Genomic DNA, 26442 nt, shown 5'->3' on the forward strand with positions numbered 1-26442 from the left:
AAGGTGGGGGCGCCCGGACGGCGTGGTCCGGGCGCCCCCCAGCGTTTATTGCGTACGGCAGGAGTCCGGCACATGGCAGAGCGCAAGCCGATCGAATCATGGCTCACCGACATGGACGGCGTCCTCATCCACGAGGGAACGCCCATCCCCGGCGCCGATGCCTTCATCAAGCGCCTGCGCGAATCGGGCAGGCCCTTCCTGGTGCTGACGAACAACTCGATCTACACCGCCCGCGACCTCCACGCCCGCCTCTTCCGCATGGGCCTGGACGTACCGGTCGAGAACATCTGGACCTCGGCGCTCGCCACCGCCCGCTTCCTGGACGATCAGCGGCCCGGCGGCACGGCGTACGTCATCGGCGAGGCGGGACTGACCACCGCGCTGCACGACATCGGTTACGTCCTGACCGACCACGAGCCGGATTATGTGGTTTTGGGCGAAACGCGCACGTACTCCTTCGAGGCACTCACCAAGGCCATCCGGCTCATCAACGCCGGTGCGCGCTTCATCTGCACCAACCCCGACGAGACCGGCCCGAGCCGGGAGGGCCCGCTGCCCGCCACCGGGGCCGTCGCCGCGCTCATCACCAAGGCGACCGGCAAGGACCCGTACTTCGCGGGCAAGCCCAACCCGCTGATGATGCGGACCGGGCTCAACGCGATCGGCGCGCACTCCGAGACCAGCGCGATGATCGGCGACCGGATGGACACGGACGTCCTGGCGGGGCTGGAAGCGGGCATGGAGACGTTCCTGGTCCTGACCGGTCTGACGGGGCCGGCGGACGTCGACCGCTACCCGTTCCGGCCCTCGACGATCGTCGATTCCATCGCGGACCTCGTCGACCGCATCTGACGGCTCTCCAGGGGCCCGTACGGCCCAGTGGACGGGCCCCTGGAGATGCGGAAACCGGCCGTACCGGTGAATCTTCGTAGTACCAGGAGGTTCACTATGCGCTCAATACAACTCGCTCTCTGTGCCGGAGTGGCGGCCGCGGCGGTCATGGCCCCGGCGGCCGCCGCACACGCCGCCCCCGCCGACAACGGGACCGAGGGCCGGGTCGTCGTCACGCCGTCCACCATTGCTCCCGGTGGGGAGGTGGATCTGCGCGTCGACGTGTGCAGGGGCAGGCATGCCACCGGTACGTCCGACGCCTTCTCCTCGCCCGCCCACTTCAGCCCCGCCGCGGACCGCGGTGACCTCTTCGCCGAGGCGCACATCCGCTCGGACGCCAAGGCCGGGGACTACCAGATCTGGGTGAAGTGCAAGGACGGCGGCCAGGCCAGTGGCACCGTCACGGTGGTCCACCACCACCAGCCCACTCACCACCCCACCCACCACGAGACCCCCATCGCACCCGTGCACGCGGGCGGCGGCGGCACTGCGGAGGTTGCCGCGGCCGACGAGGGCGGGCCGGGGACGCCGCACACCGTGATCGGGCTCGTGCTGGCGGGCGTGGCGGCCGTGGCCGTGGCGTACCGGAGCGTACGCCGCCGTCGCCGTACGGACTCGGACTGACATGTCCGCCGAGGACCGCCCCACGGGCGGCGGCGGACGGCTGCTGACGGGCGTCGCCTGGGCCGTGCTGCTGCTCGGGCTGTGGCTGTGGGGCCGGGAGATGACCAACGGCCCCGGCGGCAGCTCGGCGCCGACCACCGGAGACGTGGCCGCTGTCGGCCGCCCGTTGGGAGTGCCACTGCCTCCCGCGCACCCGCCCGTCGGCGGTACGGCGCCGCAGCACCTCTCCGTGCCCTCCCTCGGCATCACGGCCCCTGTCGTGCCCCGCGGGCTCGACACGTCGGGCGCCGTCGATCCGCCGCCGTACCACCAGCCGTCGAAGGTCGGCTGGTACGGCAGCGGGACCGTGCCGGGCGCCGAGGGAGCCGCCCTGCTCGTCGGCCATGTCGACACCGAGAGCAAGCCCGCCGTCTTCTACCACCTGAGCGCCGCGCGCCCCGGCGAGAAGATCCGGGTGACGGGGGCCGGCGGCGAGCGCCTGGAATTCACCATCGACGACGTCCAGGTCTTCACGCGCGAACGCTTCGACCCGCAGAAGGTGTACGGCCCCCGCGAGAGCGACCGGGCGGAACTGCGCCTGATCACCTGCGGGGGCACGTACGACAAGAAGGCCCGCACCTACACGGCGAACGTGGTGGTGTCGGCCTACCTGACGGGCACCGGCCAGAGCTGACCGGTTCAGGGTTACGCCGTTACGCCGTTACGCCGCCACCGGCGCCGCCTCCGGAGCCGTGCGGGCCGCCGCGCGCAGGCCCAGCGCCCCGAACACCCCCGCGAACACCGCCCAGAGCAGCGCGTGCGAGGCCAGCGACAGGATGCGGAAGTCCCACAGCAGCGTCGCCGGCACCGGGACCTCGTCCGGGTTGCCCGGCAGTGCGAAGAGCACCGCGAGCGTCGCGACCGCCGTGACGGCCACCGCGACCTGGCGTACCGGAACCGACCGGTCGGCCAGGCGTACGTACACCTGCCAGGCCAGCACCATGCCGAGGATGCCGATCACGACGGCGGCCAGCCACAGGGCCTGGCGGTTGGCGACGGTGCCGGAGTCTCCGACCCCCGGCGGGTTGGCGGGGTAGCGGAGTCCCGGCAGCAGCGAGACCGCCACGAAGGCGGCCGCGCCGAAGGTCAGGGCGCGGGGCCACGGCCGTTCACCGAGGCCCGTACGGCGGTGCACCAGGGCGTAGGCGAGAGCGAACAGGGCGCCCAGCGCGAGGCCCGCAATGACCGCCGTGACGACCAGGCCGACGTGCTGGGTGGAGCGGGAGAACAGTTCCTCGTGGTGCTGGACAGCCGTGGCGGCGGCGTCGTGTGAGTGCTCCTTGGCGGCGGAACGTGCCTCTTCGAGGCGGATCGCACGGTCCATCAGGGGCTCGGCGAGGAGCAGGGAGAACAGGCCGGCGGCAAGGCCGGCCACCCCGCCCGCCGCCAGCCCGCGTCCGAGCAGGGGCAGTACAGGTGTTGACATGGTGCGTACGGCCCCGATCAGTGGCAGGGGGCACCGAAGAGGTGCCTGCCGTCGTGCGAGAACTCATGGAGGTAGTCGCCCGTCGCGGCGACGGCCGTGCCGTTGTCCATGAAGACCGCGTAGAGCGCGACCAGCGCGATGATCGCCGCAGCGGCCATGATCAGCCAGTGGCGGGTGGTGGTCGCGGCGGACGTGACCGCCGCGGTGTCGGTGTGCTGCGCCGTGTGCAGAGACATACCGGTGAGCCTCCTTCTGGGGTTTCCACGCCCCATTGCAGGAGAGGCGACGGGTCAGTTCCTGACTTCCGTACGGGGGCACTTGAGCCCTCGTACGGTCACAGTGGCGGGACCGTCCCGGGATCGCACCGGGTTCCTGTCCACCGTCGCCTCGATGTGTGTGGAGTTGTCCTCCGGAGAGTCCCAGCCTGGCTGAGCACTGTCAACAGGGCGCTTTACCGGCGTGGCTACCGGCGCTCGCGCACCCGTGCCCGTACCCTTCCGCGCCCCCGCGCCCGGCCGGTGTGTCAGGATGGTTTCGACCGGATGTGTCCGGGGAGGGGCCGGGGGGTCCTCATACATTCAGTGCAGCCAAGGGGGAGTTGGATGTACGGCAGTTACAGCGGCCGTAGGCGTAAGAGTGTCCTGGTGACCGCGGTGGGGGCTGTGGGGGCCGCGCTGCTTCTGGCGGGCTGTTCCTCCTCCTCCGACGGAGACGGCGGTGAGGAGACGAACCGGCCGCCGGTGAAGCAGCAGCCGAAGGGCAGCGATCCGTACTGGGTCAATCCGGAAGGAAACGCCGCCAAGCAGGTCGCGACGTACGCCAAGGAAGGCGACGACGAGAAGGCCGATCTGATCACGAAGATCGCCGAGCAGCCGACCGCCGAGTGGATCGGCCCGGAGAACGCCGAGGCGCAGGCCAAGGGGTACACGGAGGCGGCAGAGAAGGCCGACCGCGACGCGCTGCTCGTGCTCTACAACATCCCGCACCGCGACTGCGGGCAGTTCTCGAAGGGCGGCGCCGCCGACGGCAACGCCTACCGTGCCTGGGTCGACGAGATCGCCAAGGGCATCGGTGACCGCCCGGCGACCGTGATCCTTGAGCCGGACGCGGTGCTCCACCTCGTACAGAACTGCACGCCGGAGGAGTTCCACGAGGAGCGGTACGACCTCCTCAAGGGCGCCATCAAGCGCCTCAAGCAGCAGCCGAAGGCCAAGGTCTACCTCGACGCGGGCAACGCGGGCTGGAAGACGCCGGACGCGCTGTTCGAGCCGCTCCAGTGGGCGGGCATCGCGGACGCCGACGGTTTCTCGGTGAACGTCTCCAACTTCCAGACCACCGAGGCGTCCAAGGAATTCGGCAAGAAGCTCTCGCCGAAGGTGGGCAACAAGCCCTTCGTGATCGACACCAGCCGCAACGGCAACGGTCCGTACACGGAGGGCGACCCCGAGGAGAACTGGTGCAATCCGCCGGGCCGCGCGCTCGGTGAGAAGCCGACCACCAAGACCGGTGACCCGCTGGTCGACGCGTTCCTGTGGATCAAGCGTCCCGGTGAGTCGGACGGCGACTGCAAGGGCGGCCCGAAGGCCGGCGAATGGTACGAGGAGTACGCGCTCGAACTGGCGCGTAACGCGAAGTAGGGAGCCGGGCGCGGCGGCGGAGCTTTTTCCTCCCCCTCCGCCCCTTCCCGCTGTGACACTTTGCGGCTCCGCCGCGTGAGGGGCTCCGCCCCGGACCCCGGTCCTCAAACGCCGGACGGGCTGAAATGCCCGTTCAGCGGGCAAATCCAGCCCGTCCGGCGTTTGAGGCCACGCGGCGGAGCCGCAAATGTCACAGCGGGAAGGGGCGGGGTGGGGAAAGGGAAACTCCCCCGCCGCTACGGGACCTCGATCCAGACGCCCTCGGACGGCGTGCCCTGATCGTCCGTCACGAACAGCATGTAGTAGCCGGACGGGACCAGTGCCCGGTTCTTCGGCACGGTGACCGAGATGCCGTCCGCCGTCTTCTTCATCTCCAGCGCCACCGTGCGCTGATCGACATCCGTCACATGAGTGACCGCACTCGGCCGCATCAGCTTGGCGTCCTTGATGGACGCGGCGTGCGCCGACTTGAAGGTCGCCGTACCGCCCCGCCTGATGGTCTTCGGTCCGCCGGAGAGCTTCGGCCGCGCGTCCCGGAAGAGGTACGGCGGCGTATAGATCTCGATGCGCTGCTCGAAGACGCCCGGCCTGGTGTTGGCCTTGTCGGAGTAGAGGGAGTCAGACCCGAAGATCATGACGCGCCCGTCGGGCAGCAGCAGCGAGCCCGAGTGGTAGTTGCGGCCCACGGCCGGGTCGGCCACCCGGCGGTACTTGCCGGTCTTGGCGTCGTACAGCCGCGCCTCAAGGATGTCGGAGCCGCCGCGCCCGCGGTAGTCGTTGGAGCCGCCGGTGATCAGGACGGTGTCGTCGGGCATCAGGGACGCGCTCGGGTAGCGGGTGCCCTGATCGAGCGAGTCGCCGTCCTTGAAGCGGGGGTTCGGGTCCTTGAGGTCGACCAGGCGCGACTTCTCGCTCGACTTCTCGGACTCGCCGACTCCACCGCCGCCGATGACCATGTACTTCTCGTCCTGGGCGGGAGGCAGCCGCACGGTCGCGGAGGTCTCCATCCGGTCGGGATCGCTCAGACCCGGGATCTTCTTGAACTTGTTGGTCTTCAGGTCCCAGATGCCCGGCTCACGGCCCTCGTCGGCGGGGCCGTACCCGGCGTTGGAGCCGGAGTAGAAGAGCTTGCCGTTGTTCATCAGGAAGATCGCCGGGTACGTCGGGAACTTCCTGATGACCCCGGTGTACTCCCACTTCTTCGTGACCGGGTCGTAGATCTCGTCCTTGCCGGGGACGATCTGCCCGATCTCGTCCAGCCCGGACAGCGACAGGACCTTGCCGTCCTGAAGCGTCGTGAGCGTCGGGTACCAGCGGGCCTCGTTCATCGGGTCGACGGTGATGTACTTCTCCGCCACCGGATCGAACTCGTAGGCCTCCTTGATGCCCTGGAAGTCCTTCTTGTCCAGGGCGAGCTTCTGCGCGATGCCGTACACGTTCTTGGCGTCGGTGCCCGTGAGGCCGTGGATCCGGTAGTTGTCCTCCGTACCGGACTCGTACTTCTTGCCGGACGCCTTGGCCTCGACGTAGATCCGGCCGAGCCCCGCCTCGGTCCGCAGGAAGCGGCCGGTCGCCTTGTCGAAGATCTTCTTGGCCTTCTCCACCAGGACCGGGTCCTTGGAGACGTACGTCTTGCCGTTCTTCTTGCCCGTGAAGATCGTGCCCGCGGGCAGCGTCTTCGGGGCGTCCGGGTCCTCGTTGTGGACGATCATCAGGCCGCCGGCCTTGGTGACGTCACCCTCGAGCTTCTCGTACCGCTTCGTACCACCCGCCACGAGCAGCTTCCCGTCGGGCAGCTGGGTGTGCCCGGCGCAGAACATGTCCTTGGGCGTCGGGATCATCTTGTACGAGTCGGTCTTCGGGTCCCACAGCACCGACTCGAACTTCTTGGCGTCGAAGTTCTTCTGGTTGTTCCCCGAGCCCGCGATGAGCAGCACCTTGCCGGTGTGCAGCAGAGCGGCGTGGATCGTGTTGATCCGGAACTCTGACGGGACGTCGAGGAAGTCCCAGTGGCCGTTGTCAGCCTTGTACTCGGGCCGGTTGATCTTGTAGTCGTGGTACTGCTCCGAGCCGAAGCGGTAGAGCGCGGGCCCGTTCATCCCCGCCAGAGCGAGCACCACCGCACCCGTTATCGCCAGGCGGCGGGTGCGGCGGCTCGGACGGTAGTTCATTTCTTACGTCCCCCAAGGGCGATCTGCATGGTCTGGTCGGAAGCGGCCCAGGTGGGCTTCTGCTGAGGCAGGTGAGCCTCGGGCGGGGGACCGGCCGGCGGCTCGGACTGGCTCGGCGGCGGCGGCGCCCCGTGCTTGCCCTGTGTCTTCTTTTTCTTCTTCTCCTCGCGCATGGACCAGCGCCAGGCGAAGATCGGGGCCGCCGTGATCAGCAGCGCCAGAGTGGCCCAGGTGATCATCGCGGGGTGGTTGTGGCCGAAGTAGAAGGAGGAGCCGAGGGATCCGCCGAAGACCAGGATGAAGAACAGGTGGATACGGAAGGTGCCGAAGAGGGTGTCGGGGCTGGAGGAGTCGCCCTTGGGCGTCACCACGAAGCTGGACTTGCGGCGGAACGCGGCGTCCATGAGCGAGCGCGCGTAGATCGGCGCCGAGAGCGCGGACATCACCATGCCGGCCAGGCCGCCGGAGCCCTCGGGCTCGTGCGGCGACACGTTGTGGCGGCGGTTCCAGATGTAGAGGCCGATCTGGAGGGCCGAGGCATTGCCGTACAGCATCATCCAGATCGCCGGGTCGATCTGCACACCCGAGGCGCCCATGCCCAGGAAGAGCGCGCAGCTCAGCGCCGCGAGGATCCAGTTCATGGCGGACATCGGGTAGAAGATGATCATCATCGTGTAGTTGAAGAGCTTGCCCGCAGGCATGGTGCCGTAGCCCCTCCAGTACTGCTTGAGGATCGTCTCGTACGTACCGCGGGACCAGCGCAGCTGCTGCGTGAAGAAGTCAGTCCAGGCGGTCGGACCCTCGCCGACGGCCAGCACGTCCGGGGTGTAGACGGACCGCCACTTCTTGCGGGTGGCCGGGTTCGTGGCGCGGTGGATCTCGAAGCCCGTCGCCATGTCCTCGGTGATCGAGTCGTACAGGCCGCCGATCTGCTTGAGCGCGCTGATGCGCACGGCATTGGACGTACCGACGAACATCGGCGCGCCGTAGCGGTTACCGGCGCGCTGGATCAGAGCATGGAACAGGAACTGCTGCGACTCGGCGGCCTTGGTGACGAAGGTGTCGTAGTTGCCGTACACCTGCGGCCCGATGACGAAGCCGATGTTCGGGTCGCGGAAGTAGCCGAGCATCCGCTCCAGGTAGTTGGGCAGCGGCACGTGGTCGGTGTCGACGGAGGCGAAGAAGTCGTAGTCGTCACCGTGCGCGTCGAGCCAGGCGTTGTAGTTGCCGTGCTTGGTCTTGGCGCGGTGCGGGCCCTTGGCCTGGTTCCACTTCGCGACACCCTTGCGCGAGAAGTGGTGCACGCCGAGGCGCTCGCAGACCTCCCTGACCGCCGGGTCGTTGCCCTCGTCCAGCAGCCATACGTGCATCAGCCCGCGGTGGCGGATCTTGACCGCCGCCTCCAGTGTCTTCGTCACCATCTCCAGCGGCTCTTTGCCGGGCACGAAGGAGGTGAGGAAGGCGACCCGGGTGCCGGTCTCGGGCACGACGGGGACGGGGTCGCGGGCGACCAGGGTCGCGTGCGCGTTCGACAGGACATTCAGCGTGCGGAAGAGCTCGATCAGTCCGATCGAGACCAGCATGACGATGTCGAGGATCAGCAGCGTGTCGTTCTTGAGGTTCGGGTCGCGCTCGGTCCAGTGCTCGGGCTGCATCAGCCAGACGAACAGACCGAGCGACAGCAGCGGCGCGGCACACAGCAGCAGGGCGGCGCGGATACGGTGCGGCTCCTGCGAGAGCAGCGAGCGGTACTGCACGGTGTACGGCTTGGCCGGGTCGGGCTGGGTCAGTGGCCCGGCGAGCCGGCTGTAGTGCTCGTAGTCGTATCTCGGCAGCGGCTTTTTGGCCCGCATACGGGATCCGCCGGGCCGCAGCTGCGGGGGTACCCGAAGCTGCGCGGTCCGGGAAGGGTCGTTGTTGTGCCGGGCGCCGGTCGGCGTCGACGTCATGAGTCATCCCCCCGCACGCATGCTGGCTGCGTGTGTTCGTCGGTCTCTTCGCCCGGTGCCGGTCCCCCTCGACCATCCCGGGCGTACAAGTGGCCTGCTGTCATCCCTTCAGACATGGGACGACAACCTTCCGGTTGCATGATGCCCGCCCCGGGATTACTTCACGAACGGGGCCCCCGCCCCCTTTGCTTCGTCAGCCCCCCGGCTGCCGGACTCGCCCCCAACTTGCCCGAACCGCCCGCCCCATTGGAGCCACTGGCTCCAGGATAGGGTCTACGACCCCGATCCTTGATCGCAAGGGTGAAACAAGGTGTTTACCGGTCATACGCGGGCTTTGGGGGCTGGTTGCGACACGGGTTCGGCGTGGGTGAGGTGTCCGGAAATCACCGAAGCCCCCTCACGCTCGGTGAGGGGGCTTCGACGTCGTGTGCGCCGCCAGGGACTCGAACCCCGGACCCGCTGATTAAGAGTCAGCTGCTCTAACCAACTGAGCTAGCGGCGCCTGTCTGACCCGGAGAACTTTACCCGACTGTCGCGGGTGCTCAGGACCGGCCACGCCGCGTACTGTCCGTTTGGTTATCATTTGGACCGTCAACATGCGTTATGTCCGGACAGTTGAAAGACTGTCACCCGTGCAGATGCGCCAAAAAAACCCACGGGAGGGGAACCGCATGACGATGCCGGTTTTCGAGGAGTACGAGCCCGCGGCCGACTGCGGCTGCCCGGGCTGCGCCCAGGAACGCCGGGCCGCGGCCCTCGGCCTGACGGTCGCGGCCGGCGGCCACCCGGCCGCCCACGGAGCCCGCCGCGCGCTGGTGCTCGCCACGGCCGCGGGCGTGGTCCTCGGCGGCGGCGCCGGCGGCGCGGCGACCGCCGCCGCTCCCGGGCACGCCCCCGCCAGGACGGGAGCCGACCACGACCCGGAGACCCCGCAGGGCGGCCCCGGTCCGCTGCACGGCGGCCGCCCGGGTGACAACGGCCAGACGGGCCAGACCGCGCACGTGACCCCGACGGCCACCCGGCCCGCCCTGAGGATCACCACCCGGGCCGAGATCATCACCCGCGCCAAGCGCTGGCTGGACGCCAAGGTCCCGTACAGCATGGAGAAGTACTGGAGCGACGGATACCGGCAGGACTGCTCGGGGTACGTCTCGATGGCCTGGAACCTCGACGGCAACGAATGGACGGGGAGCCTCCACGAGTACGGCACGCGCATAAACCGGGAGCAGCTGGAGCCCGGCGACATCCTCCTCTTCCACAACCCGGCCGACCCGAACAAGGGCTCGCACGTCACGATCTTCGGCGGCTGGACCGACTCCACGCAGACCCACTACATCGCGTACGAGCAGACCCGCCCGCACACCCGCAAGCAGGCCACCCCGTACGCCTACTGGAACAACTCCTCGCGCTATCTCGGGTACCGCTACAACGGACTCAGCGGCGGCACCGGCGGCGGCGCTTCCACCACAACGGCCTATCCCGGCCGGAAGTTCTTCGGGCCGGGCGCGAACAACAGGTACGTCACCCAGCTCGGCAAGATGCTCGTCGCCCGGGGCGGCAAGCGGTTCTACAGCGTGGGTCCCGGGCCGGCCTGGGGCGAGGCCGACCGGCGCGCCACCGAGGCGTTCCAGCGCGCCCAGGGCTGGACGGGCTCGGAGGCCGACGGCACGCCGGGGCCGCACACCTGGCGGCTGCTGGTCTCGAACCAGGGCAACGACATCCCGGCCGCGGACGCCGGTGGCGGCACGGGGACGGGCGCAGGCACGGGTGCGGGTACAGGTACCGGCACGGGTTCGGTCCCGCCCGCCGCGACCGGTGGCGTGAAGTTCCCCGGCCGGCAGTACTTCAGGCCCGGTCAGTCGAACGCGTACGTCGACAAGCTCGGCAGACAACTGGTGAAGAAGGGCTACGGCAAGCACTACGTGTCGGGGCCGGGCCCGCGCTGGACCGAGGCGGACCGGCGCAACGTCGAGGCGTTCCAGCGTGCGCAGGGCTGGCGCGGTGCGGCGGCCGACGGCTACCCCGGCCCGCAGACCTGGCGGCGGCTCTTCGCATGACGGAGGAACGATGAGCACCACGACTTCAGAGACATCCGAGCCGGACGGTTCATCGGCGGTGACGGCCTCCGCACCGGCCGCTTCCGGGCGGCCGGGCGCCGAGGCCGCACCGAGGGCCCCGGTCATCAGGAACGAGTCCACCGTCGAGATCCCGGTGCATCTCCTCTTCCGCGACGACATCGGCCCGACCGCGCTGACGCTGCCGCCGGGCGCCTCGGTGATCAGCCGCAGGAAGGGCACGGGCGAGCAGCCGCGCGTCGAGGGCCGCGGCGCCCCGGCGCCCGCGTCCGCCTCCGCCCCCGGGCACGTCCGTTCCCCCCGGCCCGCAGCGCCCGCCGACCCCGGGCTCTCTGAGCGGCCGGGCCCCGCACTGCCCGGCTGGTGCGCGGTCGGCGTGGGGGCGGGGGCGCTCGCGGTGGGCGCGGCGCTGGTGTGGTGGACGGGGGCGGTGCCGCCGCCGGTCGCCGTACTGCTCGGGCTGCCCCTTCGCCCGTACGACGGAATCGCGCTCGGCACGTGGGCGGTGCTGGCCGCGCTGGTGGTTCTGGTCCTCTTCGCGTTCGGCGGTCTGGCCCGGGGGCGGGTCGGATACGCGTGGGTGCTCTCGCTGTTCGGCGACTACCGGGGGAGCGTGCGGCGCAGTGGCCTGGTGTGGGTGAGCCCGCTGCTGCTGCGCCGCCGGGTCGACGTACGGCTGCGGCACTGGCGCAGTGAGCCGATGCCGGCCGTGGACGCGCACGGCGTCGCGCTGCAGGTCGTGGTCCTGGTGGTGTGGCGGATCAGGGACACGGCGCGGGCGATGCTCGCCGTCGAGGACCACGTCCAGTACTTGCGCGAGCAGGTGGAGGCGGCGATGGCGCGGGTGCTGTCGCAGCTGCCGGCCGACGCGTTCCACGACACCGCGCCGACGCTGCGCGACGCGGAGTCGGTCGGCGACGCGCTGACCCGGATGCTGGCGGCGGAGGCGGCGCCGGTGGGCATCGACGTCTTCTCGGTGCAGCCGACGCGGATCGAGTACGCCCCCGAGGTGGCGGCGGCGATGCGGCGCAGGCGGGTCGCGGCGCTCGACGCGCAGCACCGGGACAGTGTGCTGTCGTCGGTGGTGGACGCGGTGGACGACACGGTGACGCGGCTGACCTCGCGGGGGCTGGTCGAGCTGGACGACTACGAGCGCAAGGCGCTCGTGAAGGACCTGACGGTGGCCTTCTACACGGGCCGTGGGGAGGGTTCGTAAACGCATCAACGATTGGTCTGGACATGTTCAAGTGGCGTTAATACATTGGGACTTGGTCTAGACCGCACGACACGCGCGCAGCACAGCTCACAGAACTGCCCCCACGTTCAGGAGCCAGCATGCGAATAAAGATGGGTGCGGCCGTGGTCGGCCTCGCGATAGCCGGGGTGTCCCTTGTGGGCACCGGCAGCGCGAGCAGCCACGGCTACACGGACTCCCCGATCAGCCGGCAGAAACTCTGTGCCAACGGCACGGTGACCGGCTGCGGCAACATCCAGTGGGAACCGCAGAGCGTCGAAGGGCCGAAGGGATTCCCCACCTCCGGTCCGGCCGACGGCAAGATCTGCGCCGGCGGCAACAGCCAGTTCGCCCAGCTCGACGACCCCCGTGGAGGTGCCTGGCCCGCCACCAGGCTGACCGCCGGTCAGGGCTACGGTTTCCGCTGGCAGTTCACCGCCAGGCACGCGACCAGCGACTTCCGCTACTACATCACCAAGAACGGCTGGGACTCCAGCAGGCCGCTGACCCGGGCGGCCCTGGAATCACAGCCGTTCATGACGGTCCCGTACGGCGGTAAGCAGCCGCCGTCCACCCTGACTCACCAGGGCACGATCCCTACCCAGAAGACCGGGCGGCACATCATCCTGGCGGTCTGGAACGTCGCGGACACGACGAACGCGTTCTACGCGTGCTCGGACGTCCAGTTCTGACCCTGGGTCAGCCAACCGGGGCGACCCCCGGACGCCCTTCGGGCGTGTCCTCAATCGCCGGACGGGCTGGATTTGCCGCAAGCGGCTGGATCTGCCGCTTGCGGCAAATCTCAGCCCCTCCGGCGATTGAGGAGCGGGGTCTGGGGCAGCGCCCCTCACGCGGCGGAGCCGCAAAGTGTCACAGCGGGAAGGGGCGGGTAGGGGAAAGCTCCGCAGGACACGCCCTGCCACCGCATCCGGTGGCTTGCGCAGCAGCCGCAGTGGGAAGGATCGCGACTTCCGAGTCCCAGGGGGCAGTCGTGACGTCCATGCCGCGCAGGCAGTTCCTGCAGTCCGCCGCCGGAACCGCCGTCGCGGTGGCCGCAGCCGGGAGCGTAACCGGGGTGGCGGAGGCCGCAGCCGCCACCCCCCTCCACCTCACCGCCGCCACCAACGGCGCAGCCACCCCCACCACCCCCACCGGCCCACTCGTCGCCGAAGTCCAGAACGTCCTCTGGACAGTCCCGCGCGACGGCTCGCCCGCCACCGCCCTCACTCCGCCCGACCTCGAACCGAGCCGCCCCACCTGCTCCCCCGACGGCCGGTACATCGCCGCCGCCTGTTTCAAGGGCGGCCAGTTCCACATCTGGGTGATGGCCAGGGACGGTTCCGGCGCGCGCCCCCTCACCGCCGACGGCCCGTGGGACGACCGCGCCCCCGCCTGGTCCCCGGACGGAACCCGCATCGCCTTCTCCTCCGAGCGCGGCGGCGACCCCGTCAAGGGCAGCCCGTACCGCATCTGGTCCGTCGACGTACGCACCGGAAAGCTGACCCAGCACACCGGCCTGCCCGGTCAGCAGGGGCCGGGTCAAGGCGCCGCCTGGGAGGACTTCGACCCGGTGTGGTCGACGGACGGTGCCACGATCCTCTTCGTCCGAGGCACCGTCGACGGCGCCGTCCTCAAGTCCCGAACCCTCGCCGCCACCGCGGCCACCACCACCGGACCCGTCACCGTCGAACACACCGACCCCGGCCCCGGCAATCTCCTCACCCCCGCTCTCTCCCCGGCAGGCCGCCGCGCCTGGCTCAGCACCCTCGCCCCCGCGCCCGGCCGCTACGAGCAGGTCACCCTCGTCGTCGACGGCAAGCCGGCCCCCGTGGACGGCGAGATCGCCACCGCCCCGCCCCGCTGGCTCGACGACGAGCGGCTGCTGCTCACCGTCGACGGCCAGTTCCGCATCGTCCGCCCGCACCGCGACAGGCCCGCCGTCACCGTCCCCTTCGAGGCGACACTCCCCGTCGTACGCCCCCGCTACCGCACCAAGACGTACGACTTCGAGCCGGACCGCGCCCGCCCCGTACGCGGCATCCACCTCCCCGCACTCTCCCCGGACGGCGCGACCGTCGCCTTCGCCGCGCTCAACGCCCTGTGGGTGACGCCCACTTCAGGCACACCCACCTCCCCGCGCAAGCTGGTCCAGGCCGCCCCCACCACCTACCTCCAGGGCCCCGTCTGGACCCCCGACGGCCAGGCGCTGCTGTACGTCGACGACCGCGACGCCGGGCTCAACGCCGTACGCCGCCACGACCTGACCACCGGCAAGGACACAGCACTCACCGGACCGGGCCGCGTCCACGCAGCCCTCTCCCCGGACGGCAAGCGCCTGGCCGCACTCGACCTGGCCGGAAACCTGATCGTCCGCGAGCTCGCCACCGGCGCCGAGCAGACCCTCGCCGCCCCGCTCGGCGGCGGCGGACTGCCCGGCCGCCCCAGCTTCTCGCCGGACGGCCGCTACCTCGCGTACTGCGACCGCAACCGCCTGAACCTCCGCCACCGCGAGGGCTACAACCTCATCCGCGTCGTCGACACGACCACCGGCGCCTCCCGCCTCCACGCCCTCGCCCCGCACGTCTCGCTCTCCGACCGGTACGCGTCCGGCCCGGTCTGGTCCCCCGACGGCCGGACCATGGCGTGCGTCAGCGAGTCGGCCCTGTGGCTGCTGCCGGTCAGCCCGGACGGCACCCCCACCGGCGCCCCCCGCCGCCTCACCGCCGACGACGAACCCGCCGACCACCCCTCCTGGTCCGCCGACTCCCGTACGCTCCTCTACCTCTCCGGCACCCGCCTGCGCCTCCACCCGCTCGGCGACGGCGACGGCCGCCCCCGCACCGTCCCCGTCCGCCTTACCTACCGCCGCCAGACCCCCGTCGACACGGTCGTCCACGCGGGCCGCCTCTGGGACGGGACGGGCACGACCGGCGGCGACGCGTTCCGCGAGAACGTCGACATCCTCGTCCGGGCCGGCCGCATCACCGCCGTAGAACCCCACCGCCCGGGCCGCCGCACCACCCGCCGCATCGATGCCTCCGCCCGCACCGTCCTGCCCGGCCTGTGGGACACGCACACCCACCCCTGGCAGTACACGTACGGCGCCCGCCAGACCGCGCTGAACCTGGCGTACGGCATCACGACCACCGTTTCCCTCGCCGGATTCAGTTACGAACAGGCGCGCCTCCGCGAAGACATCACCTCCGGCCGCCTCGCCGGACCCCGCCTGCTCACCACCGGCGAACTCCTCGACGGCTCCCGCGTGGCGTACAGCATGGGCCGAGCCCACACCACCCGCGCCGGCCTGCGCCGCTCGCTGGCCCGGGGCGAGGCTCTGGCCTGGGACTTCGTGAAGACGTACGTCCGCGCCCCGGCCTGGGTGATGGAGGAGGCGGCCCGCTTCGGCCACGAACGGCTCGGCGTGCCGTCCGGCTCCCACCTCTGCTCGCAGGGCATCCAGACCGGTCAGGACCTGACCACCCACCTCGTCGCCACCGAACGCGCCGACCACGGGCACGGCGCGACCGCCGGTGGCGTGACCCACCAGGACACCGTCGAGAACTACACGCGCGGCGGCCTGAGCCTGATCGAGACCCCCTTCACCGCCGGCCACCTCCTCGCCGACACTCCGGAGCTCGCCGACGACCCGAGGGTGACAGCGATGATGCCCCCGTGGGACGCCGTGGGAGTCCGCGCCCTGGCGGCAAGAACACCCACCGCGAGCGAGCGCCTCGCGCTGCGCCGCGAGATGACCACCGTACGTACCGTGACCAAGGGCGGCGGCCAGGTGGCCCTGGGCACGGACTCACCGATCACCCCCGTAGGCCTCTTCCTGCACCTGGCCCTGCGCGCCCTGGTCCGCCACGGCTTCTCCCCTTCCGAGACCCTGCTCACGGCAACGGCGATCCCGGCGAAGCTCTTCGGCGCGGCCCAGGACCTCGGCACGGTCCAGCCGGGCAGGCTCGCGGACCTGACGATCATCGACGGCGACCCGTTCACGGGCTTCGACGACCTGACGAAGACGGACAGGGTGCTGATCGCGGGCCGCGCCCACGAGCGGGCAGCCCTGGAGCGTACGTACACAAAGCCGGCCACCCGCACGGCCTCGGCGTCCGGCGGCTGGGCGGCAGTAAGCGACCAGATGTGCCGCGACGGCTGCTGCTGAGGAATGTGAGCAGGCACACGAAAAAGACCCCCGCTTCCGCGAGGGTCTTTCGTCTGTGCGCCGCCAGGGACTCGAACCCCGGACCCGCTGATTAAGAGTCAGCTGCTCTAACCAACTGAGCTAGCGGCGCTTGACTCGTAAATAGTACCTGGTCCGCAGGGGTGCCCGGGACCACGCCCGGGCACCGGGCCGGTGGTCCCCGTCACAGCGCCAGTGACAGCACCACCGGCGCTGCCCTGCGGTTCAGGGTGTCCGCCGCCGAGCGCAGGCGGTGGGCGTGCTCCACTGGCAGGGACAGCGCCAGGCAGCCCACCGAGGAGCCGGCCGTGAGCGGCACGGCCGCGCAGACCGTGCCCACCGCGTACTCCTGGAGGTCGAGGACCGGCACAGTGGGCGGCTGGCTGTCCAGCTTGGAGAACAGCACCCGCTCGTTGGTGATCGTCTTTGACGTCAGCCGGGCGGTCTTGTGGCGGGACAGGTGGTCGCGGCGCCCGTTCTGGTCGAGCTGGGTCAGCAGGCACTTGCCGATCGCGCTCGCGTGGGCGGCGGATCTGAAGTCCACCCACTCGTTGACCTTGGGCGTACGCGGACCCTCGGCGACCTGCATGACCTTGATCTCGCCGTCGATGTACCGGCTGATGTAGATCGCCGCGCCCACCGTGTCGCGCAGCTGGTCGAGCGTCTGCTGCAGCTTGGCCTGGAGTGCCTCGCGCCGGGTGGAACCCGACCCGAGCAGGACGAGCGAGTCGCCGACGACGTACGCGCCGTCCATCACCTGCTCGACGTATCCCTCGCGGCGCAGCATCAGCAGCAGGGAGGTCAGGTGGGCGGTCGGGAGTCCGGTCTCGCGGGCGATCTGTACATCGGTCACACCGCTCCCGTGCCTGGAGACCGTCTCCAGCACACGCAGGGCGTACTGCACCGAGTGGAACGGTGCTGTCGGCTCCGGCTTCAGCGCCACGGTTTCCCCCTACCAGGTTGTGACCGTTTGCATCTGCTCCACGATAGCCGCCAAGACCCGCTTACGGGGCTGGTGTTGGCGACATTGTGGCGCGCCCCGGCTCCATAAGCTGGGGCGCGCCACTCTGGCATATGCCAGAGGCAGGATTTCGACCTGGATGGAGAGGTCAGAGCACCGCGCCGAGGAATTCGCGGGTACGTTCGTGCTCCGGATCGTTGAAGATCTTCTCCGGGGATCCGGACTCGATGACCCGCCCCGAGTCGAACATCAACACGTCGTCCGAGATGTCCCGTGCGAAGTTCATCTCGTGTGTGACGCAGAGCATCGTGATGTCGGTCGTACGGGCGATGTCGCGCAGTACGTCGAGCACGCCCGCCACCAGCTCCGGGTCGAGCGCCGACGTCACCTCGTCCAGCAGCAGCACCTGCGGACGCATCGCCAGCGCCCGCGCGATGGCGACCCGCTGCTGCTGGCCGCCGGAGAGCTGGGTGGGCTTCGCGTCCTGCTTGTCGGCGAGCCCGACCAGATCCAGCAGGCCCTTGGCGCGCTCGGCGGCCTCGTCCTTCGACATGCCGAGAACCCGCACCGGCGCCTCGGTGACATTGCGCAGGACGTTCATATTCGGAAAGAGATTGAACTGCTGGAACACCATTCCGATGTTCTTGCGCACCTCGCGGACTTCCTTCTCGCCCGCCGGGAAGAGCTGCCCGCCGTTCACCCGGATGACGCCCTCGTCGGGCTTCACCAGAGTCATCAGCAGCCGCAGGATCGTGGTCTTGCCCGACCCCGACGGTCCGATGAGCGTCACGTGCTTTCCGCTCTGGACCGAGAAACAGAGATTGTCCAGGACGGTGTTGTCGCCGAATCTCTTGGTGACGTTGTCGAAACGGATCAATTCATTGGAGGTTGGGTCAGCGGACAAGACGACGCTCCAGGGCTCGCAAGAGAAGAGAAGCCGGGTAGGCGATGAGGATGAAGGCGACACCGACGACGGTCAGCGGCTCGGCGTACTGGAAGCTCTGCGCGCTCGCCAGCCTGGCCTGCTGGAGCATCTCCAGTACGCCGATGGCCATGAGCAGCGGAGTGTCCTTCAGCATCGAGATCACGTAGTTGCCCAGCGCGGGCACGATCCGGCGGATCGCCTGCGGCAGGATCACCGCGAACCAGGTGCGCGAGGCCGGCAGGCTGAGCGCCGTGGCCGCTTCCCACTGGCCGACCGGAACCGCGTCGATGCCGGCCCGGTAGACCTGCGCGGTGTACGTCGAGTAGTGCAGCCCGATCGCGAGCGTGCCGGTGGTCAGCGCCGAGGCCTGCACGCCCCACTCCGGCAGGACGAAGTAGAAGAAGAACAGCTGCACCAGCAGCGGGGTGTTGCGGATGAACTCGGTCACGATGTTCACCGGCCAGCGCACCCAGCGCGGCCCCCGGTATCCGATCGCCCAGACCAGGCCGAGCGTGAACGAGAGCAGCGAGCCGAGCACCAGTACCTGGAGCGTGGCGAGCAACCCGTCCCAGAACGTCGGCATGAAGTCCGCGACGGCGGACCAGTCCCAGTTGTTCATCGCGTGCCTCCGGCTCCGGCGGCTGCGGCGGTGATCCCGATACCGGCCTTGGTCTTGCGCTCAAGCGCCCGCATGCCGCGGGTGAGGACGAAGGCGATCACGAAGTAGATCACCAGGGTCACCGAGTAGATCTCCACGCTCTCCTGGGTGGCCAGGCGCACCAGGTACGCGGAGAACGACGTGTCGGCCACGCCGAGCAGCGACACCAGCGCCGTGCCCTTGAGCAGCTCGATCAGCAGGTTGTTGAAGGGCGGGATCATCTCGGGCACCGCCTGCGGCAGCAGGATCAGCCGCATCCGCTGCCAGGGGGTGAAGCTGAGCGCCACCCCCGCCTCGCGCTGCGCCGGGGTGACGGAGTTCAGCGCACCGCGCACCACCTCGGCCCCGTACGCCCCGTAGCACAGTCCCAGCGCCAGGACGGCCGCCCACATCGGGACGAGCACCCAGCCGAAGAGCCCCGGCATCACGAAGAACAGCCAGAACATCAGCACCAGCGCCCCCGCGCCCCGGAAGACCTCGGTGTAGAAGCCCGCCAGGAAGCGGACGAGTTTCGAACGGTGAGTACGGGCGATGCCGATGCCGAAGGCCACGACGGCCGCCAGGGCGGCGCTGTACACGGTGAGCTGGATCGTGATCCAGATCCCGGGGATGATCCAGTGGGTCCACAGTCCGGCTGTCATACGTCGCACAGCTCCTCTGCGGTCATCGTCGTCATCTCGGCCTGGGTGAAGCCGAACGGCTGGAGGATCCGGAAGAGTTCGCCGCTCTTCTTCATCTTGTGGATCTCCACGTTGAAGGCGTCGCGCAGTTCGGCGTCGCCGAGCCGGAAGGCGAAGCCGCCGCCGTCCACCTTCTTCTTGCCGTCGACGAGCGGCGCGAAGGGCTTCGTCGCCTCGGCCCTGGTGCTCTTCTTCACCACGCCGCGGCCGGTCAGCGCGGTGCCCGCGAAGACGTCGACCCGGCCGGACTCCACGGCGTTCAGGCCCGCGACGGGGTCCTGGTAGATGGCTATTTCCTTGCGCGGGATGCCGGCCGCGACCGCGTAGTCGATCTCGGCGTACCCGGCGCCGGTGGCGATCTTCGCCTTGGCCTTGACGACGTCCTGGTACGAATGGAGCTTCTTCGGGTTGCCCTTGCGCACGATGAACGAGTCGAGCATCTGGTACTCGGGGTCGGCGAAGAGGACCTGGGCGCAGCGTTCCTTGTTGATGTACATCCCGGCGGAGACCACGTCGAACTGCTGCGACTGAAGGCCCGGGATGAGAGAGGAGAAGTCGGTGGGGGAGGGCTGGACACGGGGCACGCCGAGCCGCTTGAAGATCACCTTCGCGAGCTCCACCGCCTCGCCGGTGAATGCGCCCTGCTCGTCGATGTATCCGTACGGAGCCTCGCCCGCGATGCCGAGCCGGACCGTGCCCTGCGACTTCAGCCGGGCGAGGGTGTCGCCCGACGGGACCTTGCTGCAGCCGGCCGCGCCGAGCGCCCCCGCGGCACCCAGCGCGGCCGTGCCGAGCAGGAGCGAGCGCCGGCGTATGGAGGAGTGTCTTGTCGCGCTTCCTGAGTCATTCCCTGGTGGTGGAGCCATGGGCGCGCGGCTACCCGGCTCCAGGCCAGGTATGCCGATGAATTCCAGCCCCTGTCGCGGCCTGTTGCGGTGGGTGCGCCCTTGACCCGCTGGAGACCATGGGGACATGACCGACCGATTCGTGGACGTATCGCTCGACAAGCGCGGTGTGCGCTGCACCGCGAAACTCCTGGACGACTTGGCGCCGATCACCTGCGAGGCGGTGTGGCAGGCGCTTCCCCTGGGCGGGGACGTCTACCACGCGAAGTATGCCCGCAACGAGATCTACGCCCTGGTCGAACCCTTCGCCGCGCAGGAGCCGCCGCTGGAGAATCCCACGGTCACCCCCATCCCCGGTGACCTCTGCTATTTCTCCTTCTCCGACACGCAACTGGGCACGGCCTCCCACGGCTACGGCCCGAAACCGACCATCCAGCCCGGCCAGGGCGTCGTCGACCTCGCCCTCTTCTACGAACGCAACAACCTGCTGCTCAACGGCGATACGGGCTGGGTCCCCGGCATCGTCTGGGGCACGGTGGTGGAAGGCCTGGACCGGATGGCGGAAGCCTGCCAGGACCTCTGGCGCTCGGGCGCGACGGGGGAGACCCTCACCTTCCGCCGGGCGTAGGCGAAGCCATCCCGGGGTGAACGGACGGCCTGGCCGGGGTTCCTTCCGCATGTCCGGCGGATGAGGCTGCCGCTAAGCTCGGCCGCTTACCGCCGCCACCCACAGCTGGAGCCCTGGACATGCCACGACCGCGTGTGGGTGTGGCAGTGCTGACCCTGGGCAACCGGCCGGCCGAGCTGCGGGCTCTGCTCGACTCGGTGGCCAAGCAGGACGAGCCCGCCGCCCACGTGGTGGTGGTCGGCAATGGGTCTCCCCTGCCCGAGCTGCCGGAATGGGTGACCGGCGTCGAGGTGGACGAGAACTTGGGAGTGTCCGGCGGTCGTAACGTGGCGATCGAGCGACTGCGGGAATTCGGCGATGTCGACGTCCTGGTTGACCTGGACGACGACGGCCTCTTGATCTCGGCCGACGTGGTTCGCCGCGTCGCGGATCTGTATGCCTCCGACCCGGACCTGGGCATCGTCAGCTTCCGGATCGCGGACGAGACCGGACAAACGCAGCGACGGCATGTGCCCCGGCTGCGGGCAGGGGATCCGATGCGCCGGGGCCTGGTGACTACCTTCCTCGGTGGCGGACACGCGTTGTCGATGCCGATGCTGGACCAGATCGGCGGGTGGCCGGACGCCTTCTTCTTCACCCACGAGGAAACGGACCTCGCCTGGCGGGCCCTGGACGGCGGCTGGAAGATCCTCTACGAGCCGGAGCTGGTGCTCCAGCACCCGCACACCTCGCCGGCGCGGCACGCGGTGTACTACCGCATGACCGCCCGCAACCGCGTCTGGATGGCCCGCCGCCACCTGCCCGCCCTTCTGGTGCCGGTCTACCTCGGAACCTGGATCGCCCTCACACTGGCCCGCACACGGTCCGCGGCGGGTCTGCGGGCCTGGTTCGGCGGATTCGCCGAGGGCGTGCGTACGCCGTGCAGCGAACGGCGACCCATGCGCTGGCGCACGGTATGGCACATGGGCCGCCTGGGCAGACCACCGGTGATCTGACCCGCGTGGCGGAGCACCGCTGTCCGGGTCCCGCCGCGCCTCGCTCTGTCAGGCGGCTTGAGTCACGAGATCGTTCGCCGTGGTGAGCGCGAGGTCGGGGACCACGTTGCGCAGTGCTGCCACGGCTTCGGCGTGGTTGGTGCCGGCATCAACGCCGGCGTCGGCAAGTACGCCTCGTACCCACTGCTTCAGGACGTCGTCCTCGGTGCGCGCGCACTGGGCTTCGACGATTTCGGCGGCTCGCTCCAGGCCGGCGCGCTCGCCGGGGGCCGCTGAGGCGAGCATCTCCTGAACGGCCTTCAGGATTGTGGGTCCGTCGCGCAACACGATCACGGGCGCTTTACCGAACAGCATTGTTGTTCCTATCGGTAGATGGCTAAGCGTGCGGCCATAGACGGGCGCAGCGTATTCCGCGGTAATAGACTGCGCCCGTCCGGGGCTACTGGCTATGAGGCGAATATGCTCTGCCTAGAAGCAGTTGTCCTTGATGCCGTTGATGCCGATGATTTCCGCAGCGGCACCGCCGCCGATCTTGAGGAAGTCCTTGGAGTTGCCGGCCTTCATCAGCAACTTGGCGGTGGTCTTCACGCCGCCAAGTGCCTTGATGGCCTTGAACGCCGTGGCGCCGGGGACGAAGACGCTGGCTACGAACGCCACGCACTTGGTGTACTTCCAGGCCGTACCCCAGCCGCTGGCGGCCGCCATACGTCCGTTGGCCGAAGCTACCCCCGAAGCGGCGTGCGGCGAAGCGCTGCCGGCCTTGCCCTCGAGGAATGCCAGTACGGCGGACTGGGCGTCCTTGTCGCCCGGGTACATCGCCTCGACGACCTGCCCCATCGTCCGGTTCGCCGGAAGCTCCGCGATCCGGTCGTCCAGACCCGCCTCGACGATCGGAGGGGCACCCACCTCAGTGAAAGCGGCCCCGAGTCCGGCCGCGGCGGCCGTCTGCTCGGCGTTGCGGACATGCTGAGCCTCGGTCGCGGATGCCATGGGTGCGGCGGCACCCAGAACCATCGCCGTCATCGCAGCAGCGGCGCCCAGTCGAATCGTTCCGCCTATGCCAGAATTGCGCATTGGTGTTTCCCCCTCGTTTTGTTGAACTATCTGCAGTCGGCCGCTCACCATTCCTTGGTCAGAGGAAAGGTGCTGGTCTGCGGTCGACGCAGTAGACCTTGCCAATCAAGATCGGGCGCGGCAAGGGACTTGAGGTTCACCTGAGCTGCACCATAAAGAATGCGCCACCCCCAGAACCATGGGCTGCCCGGAGATGCGGCTATCCGGCGGCCTGGTCGTTCGGTTCGAGTCGCCGACCATCGAGCGATCTTGGCTGGAAAGAGGCCGGTGGCGGGGGATTCCGTGTGGGTCTCGGCCGGATCGTGGCTGCCGCGACCCGGTGGCCCGCGACCCGGTGGCCCGCGACGCAAAAACACTTAAAAACTTGAGAGAAAGGAACCCTTCCCACCCCACCCGGCTCTCATCACCCACACGGGTGATTAAGCGAATCCGGGTGTGATGTGGGGGAGTTGGCGGGCTAATGTGCTGCCGCAGCAGACAACTCCACAGACTTTGACGGCCCCTGGCCGGGACGGGCATCCCGACCGGGGCCTCACCACGCAGGAAGTAGCACTCTTCCCCATGGCTGAGAAGAACCTTAGCGCGCTCGCGCGCTCGCGGTCCGGTGGTCACGCCGCCGGTGTCCGGCACATCAAGTTCCGGCACACGGAGCGCTTCACCGTGCTCGGCAACCACCTCACGCAGCACCCCGACCTGTCACTGACCGCGATCGGCCTCGCCGCGCACATCCAGTCGCTGCCCGACGGGGTCAGGATCGGCATCAAGGAGCTGGCGAAGAAGTTCGCCGAGGGCGAGGGGCGGATCGCCTCCGCGTTGCGGGAGTTGGGGGCGTACGGCTATCTGGTGCGCTCCAAGGAGCGGACCGCCTGCGGGAAGGTTGTGACCCGCACGGTCTTCTACGACAACCCGGCGGCCGGCGTGCGGGCCGCCTTCGCGGACCTCGTGGGTGAGCCCGAAGGGGAGGCTGCGGAAGTGGCTTTGCCGAGCGCCACGGACGTACCCACAGCGACTGTTCCCACTCCCACGCCGGAACCGAAGCCCCGACTGACGCTTCCCGTGCCCAAGTCCGAACCCACGCCCGAGATCCGCCGCACCGCCGCCGACCTCCTCGCGGGACTCCGTGGCCTCGACCCCCGGCTCAGACTCGCCCAGTGGGACATTCATCGGCTCGTGCCCGCCGTGGCCGCCTGGCTGGAACGGGAGCTCAGCGTCACCGACGTACGTCGCGCGCTGCTGACGCGGTTGCCCGACGAGCCCATCCACCATCCCGCCGGGCTCGTGGCTCACCGGCTGGCCGCGCTACTCCCGCCGCCTCTTCCGGTCTTCGCGCCGAGCCGGTCTTTCTACGCCATGCCACCTGTGGCCCGTGCTGCCTTCCAGACCTGCGACGGCTGCGATCGCGCCTTCCGGTCCCAGAAGCGCGGGGGACTGTGCCGCGATTGCCGGGTCGAGGGGAACGAGGCGGAAGCCGCTTAGAGGCGCGCGGGCCGCACGTTCGTGATCAGCCGTGCGTCGCGTACGCGAGGAACGCGGCCCAGGAGGCGGCGGGGAGGGCGAGCTGCGGGCCGTCGGTGAGCTTCGAGTCGCGGACGTGGACGGAGTGGCGGCAGGTGGCGACCTCTACGCAGGCGCCGCCTTCGGTGCCGCTGTACGTCGACTTATGCCAGGCCAGGGCGACTTCAACGCAATTGCCGCCTTCGGTGCCGCTGTAACTCGACTTGAACCATGCCAACTGGGTGCTCACAGTTCCTCCGCCAACTTGGCAATGAAGCGTGCAGACTCCTCGGGGCTGAGGGCCATTCGAAGGATCATGGCATGCCTCTGCGTCATGACGCCCACCTTCTCCGGGTCCGAGTACAACACGCCCGTCGCCTGGCCCTCCTCGTATGCGAGGTGCTCATGGTCGGCGGTCTCCAGCAGGACGATGGGACCGTTGAGTCCCGGATGAGCGCCTCCGATCGGCAGCACCTGAATGCTTAGATTTCGCTGCTCACCGACGTCCAGGAGGCGCTGCAATTGTCGGCGATGCGATGCCGCACTGTCGATGGGGTGCCTCAAAGCTGTCTCTGCGATGACGAAGCTGAAGAACCTGGTGCGCCTCTCCAGCAGGCGCTGTCGGTCCAGCCGGGCAGCTACGCGGATGTCGATCGTCTCGTCGTCCAGAGGTGGCCAGTGCGCGTTGAGCAGCGCTCGCGCTGTCTCCTCCGTCTGGAGCAAGCCCGGAATGAGCAGCGGCTCAAACCAGCTGAGGACGATCGCCTCGGCTTCGTACCGGATGAAGTCCTGGGAGAACGAGGGAAACTTGTCCGGTACCAGGAACTCCCGCGCCCCGACCAGTAACCCACCCGCCCCGCACAGCGCGTCCGCCACCTGGAGCAGGTGCGACGTCGGCTTGCGTCGGCCCGCCTCCATCGACTTCACGTACTCGTAACTGCAACTGGCTTCCTTCGCCAGTGCCTCGCGGGTGACGCCCGCCTGCTCGCGCCACCGTTTGATCTGGTCGCCGCAGTATCGCCAGGCCATGGGTGGTTCGAGGTTCGCCATGGGTACAACCGCTCTCTGTACGTGAGCCGTTACTCCACCAGGCTATGCCCATTCCGGGACGGTATGAGCCATGAACGACCACATCGAGTGGCGCTTCCCCCGCCACCCCCGCAGCGTCGGCCGCGCCCGTACCCTCCTCGCCGAGCAGGCGCGGGAGATCCGGGCGCGGTTCGCCGTACGGGACGGCCTCCTGCGTATCGAGGTGTCGGACGCCTGCGCCGCGCTCCCGCACCCGCGCCACGTCTCACCGGACGACGAGACGGGGCGCGGGCTCGCTCTGGTCGAGGCGCTGGCCGAGCGGTGGGGGGCGGAGCCGCGCCCGTGCGGGATCGGCAAAACCGTCTGGTTCGAGATCGCGACGGCAGCGCGGCCGGCCCCGGTGGAGGTCACTCCGGTGGTGTCGTCTCCGCCGCATTGGGCGGCTTCGGGACCACGCCGTCCAGTGGAGTGAGCAGCCAGTGCTCGTCCTCCCAGCTCACGGTCTCCACTACCTTGACGGGACGCCTGTCCGCTCCGGCGGTTCCGGTCAGCCGGACCTGCCAGACGTCCTGGAAGTCGGAGGTGCGGTTCCAGGTGACGTTCCACTCCTGGCCGCCGTATGCCTTGATCCGGGCGCGGGCGTCGTCCTTACCGTGCGGATGGTCGTCGAGGAGGTCGGCCAAGCCGTCCTCGTCCGCCGTGTTGAGGAGGTTCACGTACTCCTTGAGGAAGCGGTCCTGGTCCGCCAGGTCCGCCTTCTTCTCCGCCCCGCCGCACGCGGAGAGCAGCCCCGCGCACAGCACGGCTGCGCTCAGCGCGCCGAGGCGGGACACCCGGCGGGCCGGGTCAGGTGCGGAAGGCGTAGTACGTCGCTCCCCGGTTGGACGCCACAATGCTCGCCACCGACTTTCGATAGGTGTTGTC

At 69.3% G+C, this 26442-nt stretch carries 25 protein-coding genes, 2 tRNA genes, 1 pseudogene and 1 riboswitch; of the genes and pseudogenes, 12 read left to right on the plus strand and 16 right to left on the minus strand.

Annotated elements, in window-relative coordinates; translation table 11 throughout:
* Window positions 1-72: 72 nt before the first annotated feature.
* From ABZX79_RS30465 to ABZX79_RS30475, 3 genes are all read left to right on the plus strand, one after another.
* A complete protein-coding gene (locus ABZX79_RS30465) occupies window positions 73-852 on the plus strand; it encodes an HAD-IIA family hydrolase (protein WP_355264760.1) in 780 nt (259 codons plus the stop codon).
* A gap of 96 nt (window positions 853-948) precedes the next feature.
* On the plus strand, window positions 949-1515 hold the full coding sequence (locus ABZX79_RS30470) for a hypothetical protein (RefSeq protein ID WP_355264763.1): 567 nt from the start codon (window positions 949-951) through the stop codon (window positions 1513-1515).
* 1 nt (window position 1516) lies between these two features.
* Complete coding sequence (locus ABZX79_RS30475) at window positions 1517-2188, plus strand: class F sortase (protein ID WP_355264766.1); 672 nt, start codon at window positions 1517-1519, stop codon at window positions 2186-2188.
* A 27-nt stretch (window positions 2189-2215) separates the two neighbouring features.
* Here ABZX79_RS30475 and ABZX79_RS30480 read toward each other — a convergent pair whose 3' ends face one another.
* The gene (locus ABZX79_RS30480; RefSeq protein WP_355264769.1) at window positions 2216-2980 is read right to left on the minus strand and encodes a CbtA family protein; all 765 of its coding nucleotides are present in this window, start codon (window positions 2978-2980) and stop codon (window positions 2216-2218) included.
* A 17-nt stretch (window positions 2981-2997) separates the two neighbouring features.
* Window positions 2998-3216 carry a CbtB-domain containing protein gene (locus ABZX79_RS30485; RefSeq protein ID WP_214969177.1) on the minus strand — a complete coding sequence of 73 codons (219 nt, stop codon included), beginning with the start codon at window positions 3214-3216 and terminating at the stop codon, window positions 2998-3000.
* 55 nt (window positions 3217-3271) lie between these two features.
* Window positions 3272-3356, minus strand: a riboswitch (cobalamin riboswitch).
* A gap of 226 nt (window positions 3357-3582) precedes the next feature.
* On the opposite strand from ABZX79_RS30485, the gene ABZX79_RS30490 reads away from it, so the two are divergent.
* Window positions 3583-4617 (plus strand): glycoside hydrolase family 6 protein, encoded by a 1035-nt coding sequence (locus ABZX79_RS30490; protein WP_355264773.1) that lies wholly within the window; start codon window positions 3583-3585, stop codon window positions 4615-4617.
* A gap of 236 nt (window positions 4618-4853) precedes the next feature.
* On the opposite strand, the gene ABZX79_RS30495 is transcribed toward ABZX79_RS30490, so the two are convergent.
* The 3 genes from ABZX79_RS30495 to ABZX79_RS30505 all read right to left on the minus strand — a co-directional run bounded on the left by ABZX79_RS30495 (window position 4854) and on the right by ABZX79_RS30505 (window position 9239).
* On the minus strand, window positions 4854-6788 hold the full coding sequence (locus tag ABZX79_RS30495; protein WP_355264776.1) for a kelch motif-containing protein: 1935 nt from the start codon (window positions 6786-6788) through the stop codon (window positions 4854-4856).
* Entirely contained in the window at window positions 6785-8737 is a 1953-nt protein-coding gene (locus tag ABZX79_RS30500; RefSeq protein WP_355264779.1) for a cellulose synthase catalytic subunit, read from the minus strand. Before ABZX79_RS30500 ends, ABZX79_RS30495 begins: the two co-directional genes overlap by 4 nt.
* A gap of 428 nt (window positions 8738-9165) precedes the next feature.
* Window positions 9166-9239 (minus strand) — tRNA-Lys (locus ABZX79_RS30505).
* 169 nt (window positions 9240-9408) lie between these two features.
* Between ABZX79_RS30505 and ABZX79_RS30510 the strand changes: the two genes are divergently transcribed.
* The 4 genes and pseudogenes from ABZX79_RS30510 (at window position 9409) to ABZX79_RS30525 (ending at window position 16211) form a co-directional block, all read left to right on the plus strand.
* Complete coding sequence (locus ABZX79_RS30510; RefSeq protein WP_355264782.1) at window positions 9409-10794, plus strand: peptidoglycan-binding protein; 1386 nt, start codon at window positions 9409-9411, stop codon at window positions 10792-10794.
* 121 nt (window positions 10795-10915) lie between these two features.
* Window positions 10916-12028 (plus strand): annotated as a pseudogene (locus ABZX79_RS30515) (SPFH domain-containing protein); the annotation flags it as partial.
* Between the two features lie 119 nt (window positions 12029-12147).
* Complete coding sequence (locus tag ABZX79_RS30520) at window positions 12148-12738, plus strand: lytic polysaccharide monooxygenase (protein WP_355264785.1); 591 nt, start codon at window positions 12148-12150, stop codon at window positions 12736-12738.
* A gap of 308 nt (window positions 12739-13046) precedes the next feature.
* Window positions 13047-16211 (plus strand): amidohydrolase family protein, encoded by a 3165-nt coding sequence (locus tag ABZX79_RS30525; protein ID WP_355264924.1) that lies wholly within the window; start codon window positions 13047-13049, stop codon window positions 16209-16211.
* Between the two features lie 56 nt (window positions 16212-16267).
* On the opposite strand, the gene ABZX79_RS30530 is transcribed toward ABZX79_RS30525, so the two are convergent.
* From ABZX79_RS30530 to ehuB, 6 genes are all read right to left on the minus strand, one after another.
* A tRNA-Lys gene (locus ABZX79_RS30530) sits at window positions 16268-16341 on the minus strand.
* 72 nt (window positions 16342-16413) lie between these two features.
* Window positions 16414-17172: an IclR family transcriptional regulator C-terminal domain-containing protein gene (locus ABZX79_RS30535; protein WP_355264788.1), complete on the minus strand. Its 759-nt coding sequence runs from the start codon at window positions 17170-17172 to the stop codon at window positions 16414-16416.
* 166 nt (window positions 17173-17338) lie between these two features.
* Window positions 17339-18094, minus strand: coding sequence for an ectoine/hydroxyectoine ABC transporter ATP-binding protein EhuA (ehuA, locus tag ABZX79_RS30540; protein WP_355264791.1), 756 nt, complete (start codon window positions 18092-18094; stop codon window positions 17339-17341).
* On the minus strand, window positions 18084-18734 hold the full coding sequence (gene ehuD / locus ABZX79_RS30545; protein ID WP_355264794.1) for an ectoine/hydroxyectoine ABC transporter permease subunit EhuD: 651 nt from the start codon (window positions 18732-18734) through the stop codon (window positions 18084-18086). Before ehuD ends, ehuA begins: the two co-directional genes overlap by 11 nt.
* A complete protein-coding gene (gene ehuC, locus ABZX79_RS30550; RefSeq protein ID WP_355264797.1) occupies window positions 18731-19414 on the minus strand; it encodes an ectoine/hydroxyectoine ABC transporter permease subunit EhuC in 684 nt (227 codons plus the stop codon). Before ehuC ends, ehuD begins: the two co-directional genes overlap by 4 nt.
* Window positions 19411-20319, minus strand: coding sequence for an ectoine/hydroxyectoine ABC transporter substrate-binding protein EhuB (gene ehuB, locus ABZX79_RS30555; RefSeq protein WP_355264800.1), 909 nt, complete (start codon window positions 20317-20319; stop codon window positions 19411-19413). The genes ehuC and ehuB overlap by 4 nt, the downstream gene beginning before the upstream one ends.
* Before the next feature lie 106 nt (window positions 20320-20425).
* Here ehuB and ABZX79_RS30560 point away from each other — a divergent pair, with 106 nt between their 5' ends.
* Both ABZX79_RS30560 and ABZX79_RS30565 read left to right on the plus strand, forming a co-directional pair.
* Window positions 20426-20926 (plus strand): DUF3830 family protein, encoded by a 501-nt coding sequence (locus ABZX79_RS30560; protein WP_355264803.1) that lies wholly within the window; start codon window positions 20426-20428, stop codon window positions 20924-20926.
* Between the two features lie 119 nt (window positions 20927-21045).
* Window positions 21046-21921, plus strand: a complete 876-nt coding sequence (locus ABZX79_RS30565) for a glycosyltransferase (RefSeq protein WP_355264806.1) — start codon at window positions 21046-21048, stop codon at window positions 21919-21921.
* Between the two features lie 48 nt (window positions 21922-21969).
* Here ABZX79_RS30565 and ABZX79_RS30570 read toward each other — a convergent pair whose 3' ends face one another.
* Together ABZX79_RS30570 and ABZX79_RS30575 are read right to left on the minus strand one after the other, a co-directional pair.
* Entirely contained in the window at window positions 21970-22275 is a 306-nt protein-coding gene (locus ABZX79_RS30570; protein ID WP_355264809.1) for a hypothetical protein, read from the minus strand.
* Window positions 22276-22389: 114 nt separating this feature from the next.
* The gene (locus ABZX79_RS30575) at window positions 22390-22995 is read right to left on the minus strand and encodes a hypothetical protein (RefSeq protein ID WP_355264812.1); all 606 of its coding nucleotides are present in this window, start codon (window positions 22993-22995) and stop codon (window positions 22390-22392) included.
* Window positions 22996-23556: 561 nt separating this feature from the next.
* On the opposite strand from ABZX79_RS30575, the gene ABZX79_RS30580 reads away from it, so the two are divergent.
* Complete coding sequence (locus ABZX79_RS30580; protein ID WP_355264815.1) at window positions 23557-24471, plus strand: helix-turn-helix domain-containing protein; 915 nt, start codon at window positions 23557-23559, stop codon at window positions 24469-24471.
* Window positions 24472-24496: 25 nt separating this feature from the next.
* Here the strand turns inward: ABZX79_RS30580 and ABZX79_RS30585 are convergent, their stop codons facing one another.
* Window positions 24497-24739 carry a DUF397 domain-containing protein gene (locus tag ABZX79_RS30585; RefSeq protein ID WP_355264818.1) on the minus strand — a complete coding sequence of 81 codons (243 nt, stop codon included), beginning with the start codon at window positions 24737-24739 and terminating at the stop codon, window positions 24497-24499.
* A complete protein-coding gene (locus ABZX79_RS30590; protein ID WP_355264821.1) occupies window positions 24736-25518 on the minus strand; it encodes a helix-turn-helix transcriptional regulator in 783 nt (260 codons plus the stop codon). Before ABZX79_RS30590 ends, ABZX79_RS30585 begins: the two co-directional genes overlap by 4 nt.
* A gap of 91 nt (window positions 25519-25609) precedes the next feature.
* On the opposite strand from ABZX79_RS30590, the gene ABZX79_RS30595 reads away from it, so the two are divergent.
* Complete coding sequence (locus ABZX79_RS30595) at window positions 25610-25990, plus strand: ATP-binding protein (RefSeq protein ID WP_355264824.1); 381 nt, start codon at window positions 25610-25612, stop codon at window positions 25988-25990.
* Here ABZX79_RS30595 and ABZX79_RS30600 read toward each other — a convergent pair.
* Window positions 25926-26351: a hypothetical protein gene (locus tag ABZX79_RS30600; RefSeq protein WP_355264827.1), complete on the minus strand. Its 426-nt coding sequence runs from the start codon at window positions 26349-26351 to the stop codon at window positions 25926-25928. The two genes, ABZX79_RS30595 and ABZX79_RS30600, sit on opposite strands and share 65 nt — an antisense overlap.
* Window positions 26352-26442 lie beyond the last annotated feature (91 nt).

Source organism: Streptomyces sp. NPDC002994 (genome assembly GCF_040611155.1).
Lineage (GTDB): Bacteria > Actinomycetota > Actinomycetes > Streptomycetales > Streptomycetaceae > Streptomyces.

Excerpts from the sequence above, each read along its gene's own strand:
- ABZX79_RS30465 (WP_355264760.1), top strand. The coding sequence starts at position 73 with ATGGCAGAGCGCAAGCCGATCGAATCATGGCTCACCGACATGGACGGC.
- ABZX79_RS30470 (WP_355264763.1), top strand. The coding sequence starts at position 949 with ATGCGCTCAATACAACTCGCTCTCTGTGCCGGAGTGGCGGCCGCGGCG.
- ABZX79_RS30475 (WP_355264766.1), top strand. The coding sequence starts at position 1,517 with ATGTCCGCCGAGGACCGCCCCACGGGCGGCGGCGGACGGCTGCTGACG.
- ABZX79_RS30480 (WP_355264769.1), bottom strand. The coding sequence starts at position 2,980 with ATGTCAACACCTGTACTGCCCCTGCTCGGACGCGGGCTGGCGGCGGGC.
- ABZX79_RS30485 (WP_214969177.1), bottom strand. The coding sequence starts at position 3,216 with ATGTCTCTGCACACGGCGCAGCACACCGACACCGCGGCGGTCACGTCC.
- ABZX79_RS30490 (WP_355264773.1), top strand. The coding sequence starts at position 3,583 with ATGTACGGCAGTTACAGCGGCCGTAGGCGTAAGAGTGTCCTGGTGACC.
- ABZX79_RS30495 (WP_355264776.1), bottom strand. The coding sequence starts at position 6,788 with ATGAACTACCGTCCGAGCCGCCGCACCCGCCGCCTGGCGATAACGGGT.
- ABZX79_RS30500 (WP_355264779.1), bottom strand. The coding sequence starts at position 8,737 with ATGACGTCGACGCCGACCGGCGCCCGGCACAACAACGACCCTTCCCGG.
- ABZX79_RS30510 (WP_355264782.1), top strand. The coding sequence starts at position 9,409 with ATGACGATGCCGGTTTTCGAGGAGTACGAGCCCGCGGCCGACTGCGGC.
- ABZX79_RS30520 (WP_355264785.1), top strand. The coding sequence starts at position 12,148 with ATGCGAATAAAGATGGGTGCGGCCGTGGTCGGCCTCGCGATAGCCGGG.
- ABZX79_RS30525 (WP_355264924.1), top strand. The coding sequence starts at position 13,047 with ATGCCGCGCAGGCAGTTCCTGCAGTCCGCCGCCGGAACCGCCGTCGCG.
- ehuD (WP_355264794.1), bottom strand. The coding sequence starts at position 18,734 with ATGAACAACTGGGACTGGTCCGCCGTCGCGGACTTCATGCCGACGTTC.
- ehuC (WP_355264797.1), bottom strand. The coding sequence starts at position 19,414 with ATGACAGCCGGACTGTGGACCCACTGGATCATCCCCGGGATCTGGATC.
- ehuB (WP_355264800.1), bottom strand. The coding sequence starts at position 20,319 with ATGGCTCCACCACCAGGGAATGACTCAGGAAGCGCGACAAGACACTCC.
- ABZX79_RS30560 (WP_355264803.1), top strand. The coding sequence starts at position 20,426 with ATGACCGACCGATTCGTGGACGTATCGCTCGACAAGCGCGGTGTGCGC.
- ABZX79_RS30565 (WP_355264806.1), top strand. The coding sequence starts at position 21,046 with ATGCCACGACCGCGTGTGGGTGTGGCAGTGCTGACCCTGGGCAACCGG.
- ABZX79_RS30570 (WP_355264809.1), bottom strand. The coding sequence starts at position 22,275 with ATGCTGTTCGGTAAAGCGCCCGTGATCGTGTTGCGCGACGGACCCACA.
- ABZX79_RS30575 (WP_355264812.1), bottom strand. The coding sequence starts at position 22,995 with ATGCGCAATTCTGGCATAGGCGGAACGATTCGACTGGGCGCCGCTGCT.
- ABZX79_RS30580 (WP_355264815.1), top strand. The coding sequence starts at position 23,557 with ATGGCTGAGAAGAACCTTAGCGCGCTCGCGCGCTCGCGGTCCGGTGGT.
- ABZX79_RS30590 (WP_355264821.1), bottom strand. The coding sequence starts at position 25,518 with ATGGCCTGGCGATACTGCGGCGACCAGATCAAACGGTGGCGCGAGCAG.
- ABZX79_RS30595 (WP_355264824.1), top strand. The coding sequence starts at position 25,610 with ATGAACGACCACATCGAGTGGCGCTTCCCCCGCCACCCCCGCAGCGTC.